The sequence below is a fragment of the Alsobacter sp. P4_H11 genome, assembly GCF_056400925.1.
On the sequence record NZ_JBFUKI010000011.1, the window covers coordinates 1 to 15,725 of the forward strand.

The following is a 15,725-nucleotide window of genomic DNA, read 5'->3' on the forward strand; positions in this document are numbered from 1 at the left end:
CGATGAGCGACAGTGAGTCCAACCCCATTGAACTCGTGGCTGATATCGTTTCGGCCTACCTGTCCAATAATTCGGTTCCGCTCGGAGACATCCCGAACATCATCACAGCTGTCCATAGTGCGCTAACGGCGACCAACACGGCTGTGACTGAACCACCGCCGGAGCTGAAGCCGGCGGTATCGATCAAGAAGTCGATCACACCAGACGCGATCATTTGCCTGGAGGACGGAAAGTCGTTCAAGTCGCTGAAGCGGCACCTGATCACACGTTATGGGCTGACCCCGCTCGATTACCGCGAGAAATGGGGTCTGCCCTCCGACTATCCGATGGTGGCGCCGAACTACGCTGCGGCGCGCTCAGCGCTGGCGAAACGCATGGGTCTGGGCAACAACCGGGTGAAGCTCCCGTCAAAGCCGGTTGCTAAGAGTGGGCGAAAGAAGGCCGACGCATAGTCAGGTCTCTGATTGCGGCCATGGTCCCGTAAGTCCCTGCGGCGCCCTGCTCGGCCGTTCGGCGGCGCTACTAAAGCCAAGTTTGACATTGAATGTGTCTGTGACCGAGCAGGACATTCTCGACAAGGTTTCTCTTCCGGACAGCGTCGGCATTGATTCTAATCGGCAGAACCCCAAGGGGCCGCGCCACAGCCCCGACGGCAAGGAAGGGTCCTTGGAGGACATCGAGAACCGCGAGCTTTTTGCATCGCTCTTCACCTACGAAAATCCGTACCGCTGCCTGGTGCCCCAAGAAATCGAAGGGCTTGTGGTCGCCGGACGGGCGATTTCGGCCAATCACGAGGCGGACGGATACACGCGCAACCAGCCTGCTTGCATGGTGACCGGCCAAGCGGCCGGCGCGGCGGCCGCCATCGCGGCAAAATCTGGAGAAAGGCTGCGGGACCTCGACGTGAAATACATCCAATCGAAGCTTCGCGAGCAAGGCGCTAAGCTCCCTTGCAACGAACTACTGATGCCGCAGCAGCAAACGTTCGAAGCTCTGTGCCCGCAGGATCATAAAACGGACCGCGTCGTAGGTGCACTTCTGACCCTAAGTGGACGTTCAGAATGTCTCCTTCTCGGCGGAACTCTCCGGCCGACGAGAATTTTTCTACGCGGAACGCAGGTGGGCCTGCAGCACGCTTCGCTGCCGGGTTCTGGGACTTTCAGCAATTGCCCTTCTTGGCCTGTCCAGGCGGACAGAAACCTTTGCGCTCCCACTTGCTGAGCGGGCGCCTGTAGTCGCCCTGATCATATGGGTTATCGTACCCGTATTCCTGCCTGTAGCGGGAACGCGGCTGCTCCCAGCAGCGGCCCCACTGATCGCAAACCGTGCGTACGTTATGGGTTCCCGTGAGATCAGTGCTTGGACCAAACGACTGGGGCATGGCGGACAACGGCTGCGCAGCGACGAGCATGGTGGCCCCGATTGCAGCAGAAATAGCGACTTTCATCGACGGCTCTCCTCTCATTTCTAACGATTAAATGAGCGGCCGACGATGCGAGTTCCTGAACGCTCGCCGGCCTGCTCCGTACCCTGGCCTGCGTTCTGACTTTTTGAACCACGACGACCCGCACCTGAGGCCATCTCGTAACGTTTCGCCCAAGCTTGTGTTGATCAGGCAGCCAATGGGGGGACTAAGTGCGCACGTTTTTCGTTCAGGTGTGCCCCGGCGCGGTCTGCAGAGGTCAATGGCTTAAGGTTCTGGGTCAGGTGGCGATCGAAGTTGCGCGGAAGTTCGGCGGGCTCGCTGTTCGCAGGGTTGGTGAACAGAACTAGATCCGTGTTCTGATCCGGGCTGACTCAGGGAAGCAGGTGCTTCCGTTCTACGCGTCCTCGACGCAGCTTGGCCTGTGGTGACAAACCAGCCACAAGACATCTGTTCAAGCGTCTGCCCGGACATACCGGTCGTCTATGTTACCGGGAGCCCCGAAGAGGTCGTCGTGCGTGAGCCAGCGGCAAAAATTGTGGCCAAGCCGTTCTACTGCGACGATCTCGCTGGCGCAATTTGGGAGCAGCTGCGGGCTGAATGACACTTAAAAAGTCAGGAACTTCCACCCGATCCGGTTGATTTAATCGCCGCAGAGGTGGTGAACATGCACGTTCTGATCATTGAAGACGAGCTTCTGATTGCCATGGAAGTTCAGGCATGCGTCGAAGAGATCCTGCCTGACGTGACTGTGGACCTGGCCAGCAACCCTAAGGCAGCGGTGGCTGCCGCAGCTGAGCGTTGCCCTGGGCTCATTCTTTCCGACTACAATTTAAAGCAAGGGACCGGCGTCGAGGCCGTCCAAGAGATCTGCGCCAGGATCGCTGCTGTCCCAGTGGTCTACGTGACCGCAAGTCCCAAGAGGGTGAGGGCGGCGCACCACGGTGCCCCGGTGGTGGAAAAGCCGTTCATGTGCCGAGATCTGGCGCACGCGATCGAGAGCAGCCTCGGGTGATGGCTAAAAAGGCGACTGCAGGGTCGAGCGTGTATAGTGGTCCAGAGAGACGATCCTCCTACCTTTGGCCGTCATTTCGTGTGGATCGAAGCTGTCCGCAAAGCTCGGATCAATGGCCGCGTGCTCCACGCAAGCGTCATGCAGCGTCTCTCCTTGCGCCTCCGCCACAAACTCGAAGCAGACTTCGCCGTAAAGGTTATCTGCCGGAACAAGCCCAATTCTAAATACCGCCATGTGACCTCCCGATTGGGGATGCACCTTAGCTCCGGCACCTGAATGCCATCTGGACGTGCCGTTCACCTCAAATTCATGGAAAAGGCCGGGGCACTTACCCCGGCCTCGCCACTGAAGGCGTCCGCGTTGCGATCAACCGCACTTCTTGATGCGCTTGGTCATGCCTTCGCGCTTGATGATGATGGTCTTGCATCCATGCATGCGGCTGGAGCGCATCTCGTGGTGGCGCTCCCAACCGCGATGATGATCCCATCCACGATGCAGGCCGCGATCACGATGAACCCGCACGTCTACAGTCTGAGCGCTGGCGGCCACAGTGCCCAGGCCCACGAACGCAGCGGCCGCTATGATAAGGGTTTTCATTCCACAAACTCCAGTTGGTGATTATCGGCGAGCCAACGTTCGCTTGCTTTTTTGGTTCGGCCTTTGAACCCCCCGTGTCTCGAAACTGCCCCCCCCCCCGATGATCAACGCAGTTAAGCGTTAGAGTTAATTAAGCCGCTCAGAACCACCAGCCGCGAGCTTCGGGAACAGCTGAGGCGAAGCCACGTTCATGGTCCATCTTCGAAAAAGAGAGGACGTCTCCATGAACAAGGCCATTATCGCGTCGGCGCTTTCGCTGGCTCTCATCCTGCCGGGCGCTGCCCTGGCTCAGTCGGGACAGAGCGGCGCCGCGGCCGGCGCTACGACCGGCGCAGTTGGTGGCGCCATCGTAGGCGGACCCGTTGGCGCTGTGGTCGGCGGCGTCGCCGGCGCTGTTGTCGGGGGCACCCTTTCGCAGTCCGACGGCACGCGGGTTCACCAGTACGTTGTGGAGCAGCGCCGTCCCTCGGTGACCTACAAGGAGCGTGTTGTTGTCGGCGAGCCTCTGACTGACACGGTTGAGCTGTATCCCGTTCCGGCGGACGTAGGCGTTCAGACGCAGTACCGCTACTCTGTGATCAATAATCGCACCGTGATTGTCGATCCTTCGACGCGCCGGGTGGTGCAGGTCATCGACTAATCTCAATTAGGCGAGCCCTGGAGTTTCTTAGCTCCAGGGCTGCTCAACCGAACTCACCGGCCAGACGCTCGTGGAGGAATAGAACCAACTCATCCGCCAAATAGGGCTTCTGCATAAAGATGCATGCATCTGGCAATACGCCAGATCCCGGCCACGTTCGGCCTGATGCCACTACGATGGGCAACTCGGGCAGCTGCCGATGGAGCAGCCAAGCTAGCTCAAAGCCGTTCATTGGTCCGGGGAATTCGACGTCGGTGACCAGCGCCGCTATATCCGGCTTCGCTCCGAAGATGGCGATGGCTTCCTCGGCGGTGCTCGCCTCGAGAACGCGATAACCAGCTTCACTGAGCGCCTCAGCGAGGAACATGCGCGCCAGAATCTCGTCTTCAACAATCAGAACGAGTTTCAACGCTACTCTCACCAGCTGTAAATGAACTCCCGTTCTAGTCCGTCGAATGCGAGCTTTAAGCGGAAGCTAAGGTGGACCTGGGCACCGCTGACCCGACTGGGAACTTTAGCGCACGATGCGAATTGAACCGACGCTACATTAGAGAATGGTCGTATTCCAGAAGACCCAAACGGCCCCGCAGCATGCCCTTGCTGCGGGGCTTCTCTTATTTGTAACATCTCTCTGGTCCGCTGGGGTCGGACTAATTTGCGACCGGCTCCATGATGAGCAGGTCCGGGGCAGATGCCAACGCTGAGACGTTGATCCAGTGGTTCCTGACGGCCGTCGACACTCTGGGTACTGTGCGGTCGCTTTGTATGAGAGGTCGCGTGGCGGAATACCTGGACGAGAACGGCGATGTGGTCACCGTAACCACAACAATGGTACAGGCCGGCGAGGCTATCGTACTGGCTGCAACATCTGTCTCAGAGGACGCGACAGCTATGGTGTTCTTGGAGCCCGAAACAGCGCGCCGGATTGCCTACGAACTGCTGCGACTGGCAGACTGCATGAAGCCTAGAAGCTGAAAGCCTAGCCCAGGAGCGAGCCATCTGTAGCCGCGCTAGGGCCGTAGCCGCTCCAGCTGCCTGGATGGTGACTGGCGCGCTGTCGTTGGTAGCCCTTCTCGGCCGGGCAATTTGGGCTGGGCAGTTAATTGCTCGACCATCTCGGTTGCTGAGCGCTCAGACAGCGCGTATCCGATCCATCCAAGGCCGGGATGCCTCAGGATTAGAGGTCGATACCCGCCTTCAATCGGCTGGTTCACCCGCCAGCAAGGGTCTCGAACTGCCTCGACCTTCGCGACAGGCTCCAACTGCAGGGGCACCGTATCGGTCAAGAGGGCTCGTGCTGCTGCGAGCTTATGGATCAGCTGATCGAGATCGGCCGCATCCATGCTGGCGCCGCCTATTCTCGCTCCGTCCACCTTCAGGTTCAATGAACACTGGTCAGGGGAAGCAGAGATTTGGATTTCCAATTTAGCCATAAGGTCCCCCGCGGTTGCAGGCACAACCGAAGTTGGCTGGCCGAGTTCCCAGGAGTTCGGAGACGCACGAGGCTCAGAAAATTACGCTTTGTTAGTGTTTGGTCCCGGACGCCTGCTTCAAACCCCAGTTAGCTGCTTCGATTTTGAAACCACGATCACGCTCGGCTAACGCCATAGCGCAACATTCTGCCCAAGCTTGTGTTTACCAGGCGTTCAAGGTGGAGAGACCAAGTGCGCGCATTCTTCGTTCAAGTCTGCCCCGGCGGGGTCTGCAAGGGTCGTTGGCGTAAGGCGATGGGCCAGGAGGCAATTCAAGTTGCACGACAGTTTGGCGGTGTTGCAGTTCGTAGGGTGGGCGAGCAGAACGAGATACGGGTGTTGATCCGGGCCGCGGACGGCAAGCAGGTCGTGCCGTTCTACGCACCTCTCAGCGCGCCATGGCCCACGGACCTGGTCTCGCCGGGCGCACTCGTTTTCGCCTGAGCTGAGCATGGGCGACCCACTCGCGATCCCAATCGTCAGGACACCTGCCGCACAAGGTTCAGCGTGCGATCAGCGACTTGGCGCATGCTGACGGGCTCCCATCCGGGCCGACGTTGCGGGACCTCGCAGCGCTCGGCCCGCGAGATCTCTGTGCCCTACCAAGATGGGCTAAAAGTCTGCAGCCCTGATCGCAAACGAGATTGCTCGTCACCGACCAACTTGCTCGTCACCGACCAACAGGCGGCTCAATCATTGCGGACCGATCCAGACAGCATCCTGCTGCAAGCGGAAGGATGCGCCTTCCCGGTCAGGTTTGTCGCCGGCACGGCTCAAGGCACGCTCCCCAGGGTACAACAGGCCCGATGATGGCGCGGATTGTTTTTAGGGCTATGTGGCGAAATGCGGCGTCCGCATGGTACATGCTGCGGAGTGGCGGCACCCCCCGTTTTCACCAAACCTTGAATGCGGTGAGGCACAGGCCGAGCACCACCAGCAGCGACATCACATCGCCGATGATCTCCGCCAGACGATCGGTCGAATTGTCAGAATACGGAAACATTTACGAACCCTTCGCTGTCCAGCCGCAAAGATTCCACGGCTCGGCGATTTCCGCCACCCTGGCGCGCCGTGCCCGACCCATCTCTCGAAGGCGTTTTCCACACGAAGTGCAGCGCGAATTCAAAACCGATGCGACCAGTGCGCAATCGTCGCACTTGCCTTGCGTGCATGAGGTTGGTTTTTTGTAAGCCTATTTGGGCGCGGCCCACATGCTGAGGACCGCTGCTATGAGCAACCGCCCTGTCGACCTCACGAATTGCGATCGTGAGCCAATCCATGTGCCGGGATCCGTTCAGGCGCATGGGTGCCTGCTGGCCTGCGATGCGGCCGCAACTGTGGTTCTCCGCCGATCCGAAAATGCCCGCGCTTTTCTGGGGGTTGATCAGGAAATCCTTGGGCTGAAGCTGGACGATGTCGTGGGAACCCAATTGGCACACGACATCCGCAATGCTCTTGCGATCAGCAATGAACCCGCGCAGGCCGGCCTCGTCAGAGGACGCCAAGCCCCAGGCGGTCGACCGATTGACATCGCTGTGCATCAGCACAAGGGCGTTGTGGTTATCGAATTCGAAGAGCCCCGCGAAGAAGACGGCGACCCGCTAAGTTTAGTGAACGCCCTTATGGGCCGCATGCGTCGGTTCGCCAGCGTAGATGAACTCACGCGCAGTACACCTCGCCTTCTGAGGGCAATGCTTGGTTACGACCGTGTGATGATCTACCGCTTTGCGACCGACGGGTCCGGCCAGGTGATCAGCGAGGCCCGCCGTGGCGGGCTGGAAAGCTTCATGGGCCAGCATTTCCCTGCGTCAGACATCCCGCAGCAGGCTCGTCGCCTTTACGTGGAGAACACCATTCGGGTGGTGGCCGACGCCTCCGGCGCGAGCTCGCCTATCGCCCCCATTTTCGACGCGTCGGGAGAGCCACTCGACCTCTCGTTTGCACGGTTGCGCAGCGTATCGCCAATTCATTGCGAGTACCTGCGCAACATGGGCGTGAGTGCGTCCATGTCGATTTCCGTGATTGTAGAGGGTGCGCTTTGGGGGCTAATTGCTTGCCACCATTACGCGCCTCGCAGCCTTTCGGCTGGAATGCGTGCTGCAGCCGAACTATTCGGTGAGTTCTTCTCGCTTCACTTGGAGGCTCTGCTCGATAAAAATAGGCTCGCATCTGTTGTCCAGGCCCGCTCCGTTTTGGACCGCTTACTAAAAGACGCTTCGGAAAGCGACAATCTGGCGGATCTCTTCTCGAACCGCTTGGAAAACTTTCTACGCCTCGTTCCAAGTGACGGAGTTGCATTGCTTATGAACGGACGGTGGACTTCGCAAGGGAGCGCGCCACCCGAAGATGCAATGCCTGCTCTAGCCCGATTTATGGCGAACGCAGCGGAGGGAACAGTTTTCGGAAGCCACAGTCTTTCCCAGCGATTGCCCTCGGCCGAAGCCTACCGAGAGCGGGCGTCAGGCGTACTGGCTATTCCGTTATCCCAGCATCCGCGCGATTATGTGTTTCTGTTCCGCAAGGAGGTTTTGCAGACTGTCGAATGGGCTGGCGATCCTAACAAAGAGTACGGGACGGGATCTCTCGGCGAGCGACTGACGCCGCGCAAAAGTTTCGCAATCTGGAAGGAAACAGTTCAGGGACAGTCTCTTCCATGGACGACAGCTGATCGCGACATTGCTGAAGCCGCCCGAGCGGCTTTGGTAGAAGTCGTTTTGCGTAACGCAGAGACCTTGGAGGAAGAGCGCGAAAAAGCGACCGTGCGCCAGCGAATGCTCAATCAAGAATTGAACCATCGCGTCAAAAACATCCTGTCGCTGATCAAGTCGCTCGTCTCACAGCCTGTTGAGAGCGAAAGGACACTCCACGATTACGTTGCAAGCCTGAAGGCACGCATTCAAGCGTTGTCGAACGCCCATGATCAAGTCGTGCGCGGATCAGGCGGGGGCATGCTTCGCGCGTTGCTGGAAGCCGAGTTGTCCCCATACGCAGGAGTGGCGAAGATTCTGCTCGACGGACCAGACGTCGCATTGGATGCGCGAGCCTACTCCGTTATGGCGCTAGTCCTCCACGAACTCGCGACAAACGCCGCGAAGTACGGGGCATTATCACGGCGCGGCGGTTCATTGGCGGTTCGGTGGTCGCTCGATGAGTTTGGGAGCTGCGAGTTGCACTGGCGTGAGCGCGGCGGCCCTGCTGTCTCGGCGCCGTCGCGTACTGGCTTTGGAACCGTTCTCCTCGATCGCAGCCTCCCACACGACCTAGGAGGGGTCAGCGACATCATTTATGATCCTGCCGGCGTTCAAGCACGCTTCCTCATCCCCGGCAGACATATTGTAGTGACTGATCACGTTGCGGATAGGAGCGAAAGCTTTGTGCCTCCGCCACAAGCTGCGCTCACTACAACCAACACCCTTTCTGGCCAGTCAGTTCTGTTGGTTGAAGACCAGCTCATGATCGCTCTAGAGGCGGAGACGATGCTGTTCGAAGCCGGCGTCGAGAATGTTGAGACTTTTGGCAACGTGCGAGACGCGCTGGCGTTCATTGGCGAAAGTCGACCTGACTTCGCTGTTCTGGACATCAACCTAGGAGCCGAGCTTTCTATCCCTGTGGCTCGAGCACTGAAACAGCGCGGTATTCCGTACATCTTCGCCACAGGCTACGGCGAAACGGGCCTTGTGCCGGAAGACTTGGCCAAAGTGCCCGTGATCCGTAAGCCTTACGAGCTTGATAGCTTGGTTGCTGCTATCCTCGCTGTTCGCTGACCGTTGACAAAATTTGAACACTGCCGGTCTAGGGCATTCGTTGATGTGGCCACAAACTGGACAACGCAAAGCTGCCGGCCAGACTGGTGCCACATTCCTTAATCTTCGCCACGAGCGGTCCAAGCTGGCGCGATCCACGAAGCGCGGAGAATTGTGGCGGGGATCTTACGCCTGCTTGGTCTGTTGGTAGCCTTGGCGCCTCATTGCCAAACGGACGTGCGCAAACGATGACTCGATGATTGTCATTAATTGGCTAAGCTGTAGCTGCTCGGCTCCCGACGCGGCCGGGCATCTTGGCGTTAGTCCGCAGTTGGCGCTCTGCCTGACGTCCGCTTGTGGCGCAAAGCCGGCTGAGCTGAACGCGTGCTGCTGACCTTCAGACTTGCTGGGCGGTGGCTAGAGTGCGACGATCGGTGTCTAATGCTTGCCCGCTGGATTTCGTCTTCAGCGAGTAGACCGTCCAGGTCGGAAGGTGAGCCACTATGACGCCTGAACAGCAACTTGTGCGGCTTGGATTTGGCTTTGCCGTCTCGCAGTCCCTCAAGGTGGTCGCGGATCTAGAGATCGCCGACAAGCTCGCGGATGGTCCTCTGGCGGTCGAGGATCTGGCGTACGATTGCGGTGTGCAGAGTTCTGCGCTCGCCCGGATACTCCGGGTGCTGTGCGCCGAAGGCGTGTTCCGTGAGGAGCCAGGCGCCGTCTTCAGTCTCACGGATGTCGGTGAGGCGCTGCGAGCAGGGCGTGGGCCGCGGGACTTCATACAAATGCTTAGCGCGGAGCCTTACAAAGCCTTCGCCGAATTGGCTCACGCCGTCCGCACAGGCGAGCCCACCTTCGAGCGCGTGTTCGGCTTGCCCCGCTTCAAGTGGCTCGCTGAGCATCCCGAGGCCGCACGGGCATTTCAGGCCGCGATGGTGGCTTATGGCCGCGGCTTGAACGAGGCAGTCTCTGAGGCCTACGACTTCTCGGGCTTCTCCGTCGTTGCGGACATCGGTGGAGGCCATGGCCAACTGCTCTCGGCCATCCTTGCCAACCACCCGCACCTTGGCGGGATCCTGTTCGACCTGCCGGCCGGGATCGCCGAGGCCGAAAAAGGCATTGGCGGCCCTCTGCCGCGCACGTCCCTTATCGCAGGGGACTTCTTCGAAAGCGTGCCGGCGGGCGCGGACCTCTACATCCTGAAGAAGGTCGTCCATGATTGGGAAGACGAGAGGGCGGTCGCCATCTTGTCGGCAGTTCGCCGCGTGCTGCCGCCTCATGGACGCGTCCTCCTCGCCGAAACGCTCGTGCCACCTGGAAACGACTACGCCTCAATCAAGCTTATTGACCTCACTATGCTCGCCGTAACGGGAGGCGTAGAGCGCAGTGTGGAAGAGTACGAGGCGCTTTTCGGCCGCTGCGGGCTGGTGTTGAGCAACGTCATTCCCACCGGCGCAGCCATACAGATACTCGAGGCAAAGTTGCACTGACCGGGACGCCATGCGCGGCGCTGTCCATTGTCTCCGCCTCAAGCTGGTCCCGATCCAGTGTCTTGTTCCTGCCGTCAGTCCAGGGATTGGCTCTGGCGCGAAGCCGATTGCGGGCATCACCTGGCCAAGGCCCTCGATCATGCGTCCGTAGCCTTTCGTACAGCAGTCAGCACTGGTCTCCTTCGGTGGAGCGTCAGGATGAAAATCGTTGGATCTACAAACCGCCGCAGACGAAAGCCCGTCAATCCCCGCTTCGGGCTGTGGACCCGCGCGGGCGAGGCATTCATTCCAGTCGTTCAATCCCCGACGAATCTAGCCGCGCGAGGGCCAGTGCTATCGACGTTCCCTCGATGAGCAAGTTCGGGCTGATTTCGGCAAGGGGCACGAGAACGAACGCGCGATCCATCATGCGGGGGTGAGGAAGTGTGAGGTCGGGGCTCTGCATGGTGACGCCCTCGTAGGCCAGAATGTCCATGTCGATCAGCCGTGGACCCCAGCGCTCATTGCGCACGCGGCCCATGTCTCGCTCTATCGCAAGAAGCAGATCCAGCAGCTCCCGCGGCCTCGAATCGCACTGGATCTCCGCGCACGCGTTGACAAACCAGTCCTGCGCGACCGGCCCCCAAGGGGGAGTTCGGTAATCGCCAGAGCGGGCGATAACGCGAACGCCCCTGCTGGCCAGCCTGCGCAGCCCATCCGCAATCGCGGCGCGCTTGGCGTTGGCGTCCCCGCCGATATTGCCGCCCAGGCTCACCCAAGCCCTAGCCACGGCGCCGCTCGATTTCAACCGCGACCGTGTCCAGAATGTGCTGCACTGGCGCTTCCGGCTTCTCGACTTTGACCGTCACGGCCTGGACTCGTGGCTGGGCGTCCAGCACAGCTGAGGCGATCGCTTCCGCTAGGCCCTCGATGATCTTGAAGCGGCGCTCCGTCGCAATCCCAACCGCGAGATCGGCCAAGGCGCCGTAGCACACGGCCTGGTTGTAGTCGTCCGCCGCGCCGGCCGGGCGAAGGTCCAGTTCACAGGTCAGCGTGATGTAGAATCGCTGACCGAGAGCTGCCTCCTCGGGCAGCACGCCATGGCGCGCGTAAACAGCTAGACGCGAAAGGGTGACGCGGTCAGTCATGAATAGCTCCTGGCTCGCTCGCGTGTAACGCGCCGCAGTTCACTTCTCGTGTGGCGGGCGGTCGCGGCCGCCACGAGTGCGCCAAAGCGCGTCGAGAGTGCGAACAGCATCGAAGTGCGCTTTCACATCGTGAACGCGGATGATGTCCGCGCCGCCTGCGATCGCAGCCGAATGGGCCGCCAGGCTGCCAAAGAGTCGGTCTTTCGGAGCAACGTTGTCGCCGAGGATGCGGCGGAGAAAGGACTTCCGCGATGCTCCGACCAGGACCCGAAATCCGAACGCCTTCAATTCAGCAACGCGCCGCAAGGCATCCATGTTCTGCACCCAGCTCTTTCCGAAGCCAATCCCGGGATCGAGGATCAGCCTCTCGTCCCGAAGGCCCGCCTGGCACGCCAGAGCAATTGTGCGATCAAAGTACCGACGAAACTCTTCGATGATGTCGAGTGAGGGGTCGAGCGTTTCCCGGTTGTGCATGGCAACCACTTCGCAGTCGTGGTCGGCGGCCACTGCGGCCATGTCCGGGTCGCGCTGGAGACCCCACACGTCGTTGATTATGCGGGCCCCCGCCGCCAGCGATTTTCGGGCGGTGTCCGCACGATAGGTATCGATCGATATAGGGGACAATATCGCTGGCGCGAGCGCGTCGACAACAGGGAGCACGCGGCGCTGCTCTTCCTCCGCGCCAATGGACTGATACCCCGGGCGGGTGGATTCACCCCCGAGATCAATAATGTCTGCACCCTCTGCTTCAAGATCCTGCGCATGGCGGACCGCCGCCTCGGGATCGAAGAATTCGCCCCCATCCGAGAATGAATCTGGGGTGACGTTGACGATTCCCATGATGAGCGTTCTGGTGGGGAAGCCCGGAGGCTGCATGGCGGTCCACTCGGGCCTTGAGCGCCCGCTTATCGGCCCGAAACTCACCTATGTCGAGGGCCGGATGTCGGAGGGGACTCCAGCTGATGAGAAGCCGAGAAGCGGGAGTGTGCCGCTTCTTGAATCACGGTCCCGCCAGCGTAGCATTCTGGTCCTTCTTGATCGGCCCGCGAGCAATGCGGTCGTGGCGCGAAGGCAATGCGGTGCGGCCTATTCAGGGACTCGCCTCACGGGCTCGCTCGTAGGAAAGCGGCGACAAGCGCCACCGTGGCCTCAGGATTTTCTTCCATGATCCAGTGGCCCGCATCGGGGACAATATCGCCCGTCACCCGGCTTGCCGCAAACGACATGACCTGCGCCATGGCTAGACCGAACGACTTCTCGCCCCCGAGTGCGAGCACCGGCATGTCGAGCTTGCCTTGTGCAACGAAGGCCTTGTTGTCGATCGCATCCTGGTCGAAGGCGGCGAACTGGGCAAACCCCGCATGCATAGCGCCTGGGGCGGCGTAGAGGGCGGCGTAGTGGGCCCGCGATCCCTCGCTGAAGCGATCAGGATGAGCGGAGAACTCGTTCCAGAAACGGTCGAGATATATCCGCTCGCGGCCGGCCACGAGGCGCTCCATGTCGGGGCCGCCGAAACGGAAGTGCCAGAGTAGCGGGTTTTTCAGAATCTCGTCCCAAGGCCCGACGCCGGGCAACGGTGCATCGATCAGCACGAAGCGTCGCACGGCTTGACGGTGCTGGGCCGCGAAGGCGTAGCCGACCATATTGCCTATGTCATGCGTGACGAGGTCGACGCGATCTACGCCCAGCGCGCGCAGCACGCCGACGATGTCTTCGCCTTGCGTTTTCTTGTCGTAGCCGCCCCCGGGCTTGGCCGACAGCCCCATGCCGCGCAGATCCGGCACGATCACGTGATGGTCGCGCGCTAGATCGGCCGCCAGCGGGCCCCACATATCGCCGGTCTCGCCGTAGCCGTGCAGGAGCAGGATCGCCTGCCCCTGCCCCCCCGTCCGCACGTGCAGCATCGTGCCATTGGTCGCGATGTCACGCGCCGTGAAGTCAGCCGGAAACGGCGCAGGCTCAGCCAAGGCAGGAGCAGCTATGAGCATGGAGGCAGCAAAGGCGGCCAGTGTCAGCGTAATCAGGACGCGCATTAGGGGCTCCGGGATTCTGAGGTGACGCTCCACCAAGTTGCGCCGCCGGCATCGTCCGCAGTAGCCTCCCAGTGCCGATCCTAGAGTTCGGAAAGGGCGAACGGTGCTGAAGCTCGATGGCGTCTCCGCCTTTCTCTGCGTCGCGGAAGCGGGCTCGATCACGGCAGCCGCCCAGCGCCTCGGGCTCGCCAAGTCGGTAGTTAGCGAACGCCTCGCCGAACTGGAGCGCGCCCTTGGCGCCCAGCTCATCCAGCGCACCACCCGCCGCTCGACCCTCACCGAAAACGGCCGCACCTTCCTGGCCCGCGCCCGGCGACTGCTCTCGGAGGCGGAGGATGCGGTCGCCGAACTGGCGCAACGTGGCAGCGATCTCGTCGGCCCGCTGCGTCTGTCTGCTCCGGTGAGTTTCGGCGCCTTGCGCCTCGCCGAGCCGTTGTTCACGTTTATGCGCCAGCATCCCCGCATCGAGCTCTCGCTTGAGCTCGACGACCATTTTGTTGATCCCGCGGCCGATGGCTTTGACGCAGTCGTTCGGCACGGGCCGGTACTCGACAGTCGCCTGATCGCACACCGCCTTGTTTCCAGCACGCGCCATCTCGTCGGTTCGCCCGAATATTTAGCGCAAGCCGGGCCCGTGGCGTGCCTGGAGGACCTTTCCGCTCACCGGGCCATCCTCTACAGCCGAAGAGGAGCCGACTGGCGCTTCGAGGGCCCGAAGGGGGCCATCGTCATTAGGCCGCGCGCAGCACTGCGCTTGAACAACGGCTTGATGATGCGCAGCGCGGCCCTCGCAGGCCTCGGGATCGCCCTGCTGCCGCGCTTCGTGGTTCACGAGGACCTGACGGCGGGACGACTGTTGGTGATCGATGCCGGTCTCCCCCCGCAGGGCGCCGAACTCTTTGTCGCCCATCCGCGCGACAGGGCCACGTCAGGCAAGATCAAGGCGCTGGTCGCTCACCTGCGCGCAGCCTTCGGCGATCCGGCTTTCTGGGAGGCAACAACGGCAGTCAAAGAGGCGAACGGCTGACATGCGTCAGCGATTTGCGCCCCTCGCTCGGGTCACCGGAGATCGGTCGGTCGCCGGTTAGGATCGTTGGCGTCAACCGTCAACTCGCATTCGGTAGGCGAAGGTCAGCTCACTGGCAGGGTGCCCATGTCAGCTTCTGGCGCAAAGCAGACGTGCTCGTAGCGTGCGTGTGAGCCAACGGCCGGCTATGTGCTCGTCATGAAGAAGCTTCTCCCCACAGAGATCACCGACATCAAACGTCTGCAGCTGCAATTGCGAGAGCAGCAACGAGAACTCGTGCTCACGGCAGCAGCCAATCCGGCTGCCCCACACCACCGGCTGGTTCAGAAGATTGCTGAGCTTGATCGTCGCTGTGGACGCTGTTCCCCAAGAGGGCCAGAGCTAAAATCCGAACACGACAGTGATTGAATCGCATTCCCGTCGAGATCTCTGGCCGTCGTCGGCCGTTACGTTAATGCTACTCCTAATAGTACTTTCGTCACGCCTTGTAGTGATCGGATTCCAGCGATTGCGAGCACATTGTTAGTCTGGACCGAAGCCCCCTCCCCCGCATTATAGACACAAAACTGCGGTGGCGGTCCGCGATCAAATCGAGATCTGTGGAGCAAAGCTTGCTTACGTAAGATGTTTCGAAATTAGGGAGTTCATTTCAAACATCGTCGCACGGTCTTTTCCAAATACTTCTTTCAGTATGTCGTCCGCAACAATTTCACGCTTATCTTTAGGATCCTGTAGATCGTTCTTTTTGATGTACTCCCAAAGCAGCTTGACGACCTGCGGCCGCGAGCCTGGGTCCTTTCCGACAACAGCTGCCAGCTGCTTTGACGGCGTGAGTGCCTTTGCCAGCCCGCCTTTGACGCCGCCGGCTGAATCCGGGCCTTTGATTGTCTTGGTTTTAGGTTCACGAGCCATAACGGTCCCCTTGGTTTTCGGTACGAACAACCATTGTTCGCCTAGTCAGTTCCTGCTCCTGTCGAGCCGCAGCCCGGGACCGAATCTCGCTGGTCGATGCCGCTCTGCAGCCGGCACAACGCGGGTCGTGTTCGATGGCTGGTGCCCGACTTGTGTCAAGCGATTGGATGCTCGAGGGCTTCGACTAGGCCGCAGTTACCTCGATCTCGCCCATTGAGGGCCCCAAGTGCATCTTTCGATCCTAAC

17 protein-coding genes are annotated in these 15,725 nt (G+C 60.5%); 9 read left to right on the plus strand and 8 right to left on the minus strand.

Translation table 11 applies throughout. From position 1 onward, the window contains the following. The first annotated feature begins 2 nt into the window (after positions 1–2). The 3 genes from AC1DSZ_RS18630 to AC1DSZ_RS18640 all read left to right on the plus strand — a co-directional run bounded on the left by AC1DSZ_RS18630 (position 3) and on the right by AC1DSZ_RS18640 (position 2,438). Positions 3–452 (plus strand): Ros/MucR family transcriptional regulator, encoded by a 450-nt coding sequence (locus tag AC1DSZ_RS18630; RefSeq protein WP_476839852.1) that lies wholly within the window; start codon positions 3–5, stop codon positions 450–452. 100 nt (positions 453–552) lie between these two features. Beyond that, positions 553–1,221, plus strand: a complete 669-nt coding sequence (locus AC1DSZ_RS18635; protein WP_476839853.1) for an FAD-dependent oxidoreductase — start codon at positions 553–555, stop codon at positions 1,219–1,221. Positions 1,222–2,090: 869 nt separating this feature from the next. Next, positions 2,091–2,438: a response regulator gene (locus AC1DSZ_RS18640; RefSeq protein ID WP_476839854.1), complete on the plus strand. Its 348-nt coding sequence runs from the start codon at positions 2,091–2,093 to the stop codon at positions 2,436–2,438. Between the two features lie 3 nt (positions 2,439–2,441). Here the strand turns inward: AC1DSZ_RS18640 and AC1DSZ_RS18645 are convergent, their stop codons facing one another. Further along, positions 2,442–2,672 carry a hypothetical protein gene (locus AC1DSZ_RS18645; RefSeq protein WP_476839855.1) on the minus strand — a complete coding sequence of 77 codons (231 nt, stop codon included), beginning with the start codon at positions 2,670–2,672 and terminating at the stop codon, positions 2,442–2,444. Between the two features lie 132 nt (positions 2,673–2,804). Continuing rightward, positions 2,805–3,035: a hypothetical protein gene (locus AC1DSZ_RS18650; RefSeq protein ID WP_476839856.1), complete on the minus strand. Its 231-nt coding sequence runs from the start codon at positions 3,033–3,035 to the stop codon at positions 2,805–2,807. Positions 3,036–3,258: 223 nt separating this feature from the next. Here AC1DSZ_RS18650 and AC1DSZ_RS18655 point away from each other — a divergent pair, with 223 nt between their 5' ends. Then, on the plus strand, positions 3,259–3,675 hold the full coding sequence (locus AC1DSZ_RS18655) for a DUF1236 domain-containing protein (RefSeq protein ID WP_476839857.1): 417 nt from the start codon (positions 3,259–3,261) through the stop codon (positions 3,673–3,675). 43 nt (positions 3,676–3,718) lie between these two features. On the opposite strand, the gene AC1DSZ_RS18660 is transcribed toward AC1DSZ_RS18655, so the two are convergent. Continuing rightward, positions 3,719–4,084 carry a response regulator gene (locus AC1DSZ_RS18660; protein WP_476839858.1) on the minus strand — a complete coding sequence of 122 codons (366 nt, stop codon included), beginning with the start codon at positions 4,082–4,084 and terminating at the stop codon, positions 3,719–3,721. A gap of 368 nt (positions 4,085–4,452) precedes the next feature. Here AC1DSZ_RS18660 and AC1DSZ_RS18665 point away from each other — a divergent pair, with 368 nt between their 5' ends. From AC1DSZ_RS18665 to AC1DSZ_RS18675, 3 genes are all read left to right on the plus strand, one after another. Next, positions 4,453–4,650, plus strand: coding sequence for a hypothetical protein (locus AC1DSZ_RS18665; RefSeq protein WP_476839859.1), 198 nt, complete (start codon positions 4,453–4,455; stop codon positions 4,648–4,650). Positions 4,651–6,376: 1,726 nt separating this feature from the next. Next, a complete protein-coding gene (locus AC1DSZ_RS18670) occupies positions 6,377–8,911 on the plus strand; it encodes an HWE histidine kinase domain-containing protein (RefSeq protein ID WP_476839860.1) in 2,535 nt (844 codons plus the stop codon). A 482-nt stretch (positions 8,912–9,393) separates the two neighbouring features. After that, positions 9,394–10,380 (plus strand): methyltransferase, encoded by a 987-nt coding sequence (locus AC1DSZ_RS18675; protein WP_476839861.1) that lies wholly within the window; start codon positions 9,394–9,396, stop codon positions 10,378–10,380. Positions 10,381–10,663: 283 nt separating this feature from the next. Here the strand turns inward: AC1DSZ_RS18675 and folK are convergent, their stop codons facing one another. The 4 genes from folK to AC1DSZ_RS18695 all read right to left on the minus strand — a co-directional run bounded on the left by folK (position 10,664) and on the right by AC1DSZ_RS18695 (position 13,540). Continuing rightward, entirely contained in the window at positions 10,664–11,149 is a 486-nt protein-coding gene (gene folK / locus AC1DSZ_RS18680) for a 2-amino-4-hydroxy-6-hydroxymethyldihydropteridine diphosphokinase (protein ID WP_476839862.1), read from the minus strand. Beyond that, positions 11,142–11,507: a dihydroneopterin aldolase gene (gene folB / locus AC1DSZ_RS18685; RefSeq protein WP_476839863.1), complete on the minus strand. Its 366-nt coding sequence runs from the start codon at positions 11,505–11,507 to the stop codon at positions 11,142–11,144. The genes folK and folB overlap by 8 nt, the downstream gene beginning before the upstream one ends. A gap of 39 nt (positions 11,508–11,546) precedes the next feature. Further along, positions 11,547–12,347, minus strand: coding sequence for a dihydropteroate synthase (gene folP / locus AC1DSZ_RS18690; protein ID WP_476839864.1), 801 nt, complete (start codon positions 12,345–12,347; stop codon positions 11,547–11,549). 263 nt (positions 12,348–12,610) lie between these two features. Then, positions 12,611–13,540, minus strand: coding sequence for an alpha/beta fold hydrolase (locus tag AC1DSZ_RS18695; RefSeq protein ID WP_476839865.1), 930 nt, complete (start codon positions 13,538–13,540; stop codon positions 12,611–12,613). Between the two features lie 103 nt (positions 13,541–13,643). Between AC1DSZ_RS18695 and AC1DSZ_RS18700 the strand changes: the two genes are divergently transcribed. Together AC1DSZ_RS18700 and AC1DSZ_RS18705 are read left to right on the plus strand one after the other, a co-directional pair. Beyond that, a complete protein-coding gene (locus AC1DSZ_RS18700; protein ID WP_476839866.1) occupies positions 13,644–14,567 on the plus strand; it encodes a LysR family transcriptional regulator in 924 nt (307 codons plus the stop codon). A 198-nt stretch (positions 14,568–14,765) separates the two neighbouring features. Next, on the plus strand, positions 14,766–14,975 hold the full coding sequence (locus tag AC1DSZ_RS18705) for a hypothetical protein (protein ID WP_476839867.1): 210 nt from the start codon (positions 14,766–14,768) through the stop codon (positions 14,973–14,975). 207 nt (positions 14,976–15,182) lie between these two features. Here AC1DSZ_RS18705 and AC1DSZ_RS18710 read toward each other — a convergent pair whose 3' ends face one another. Further along, positions 15,183–15,479, minus strand: coding sequence for an SWIB/MDM2 domain-containing protein (locus AC1DSZ_RS18710; protein ID WP_476839868.1), 297 nt, complete (start codon positions 15,477–15,479; stop codon positions 15,183–15,185). Positions 15,480–15,725 lie beyond the last annotated feature (246 nt).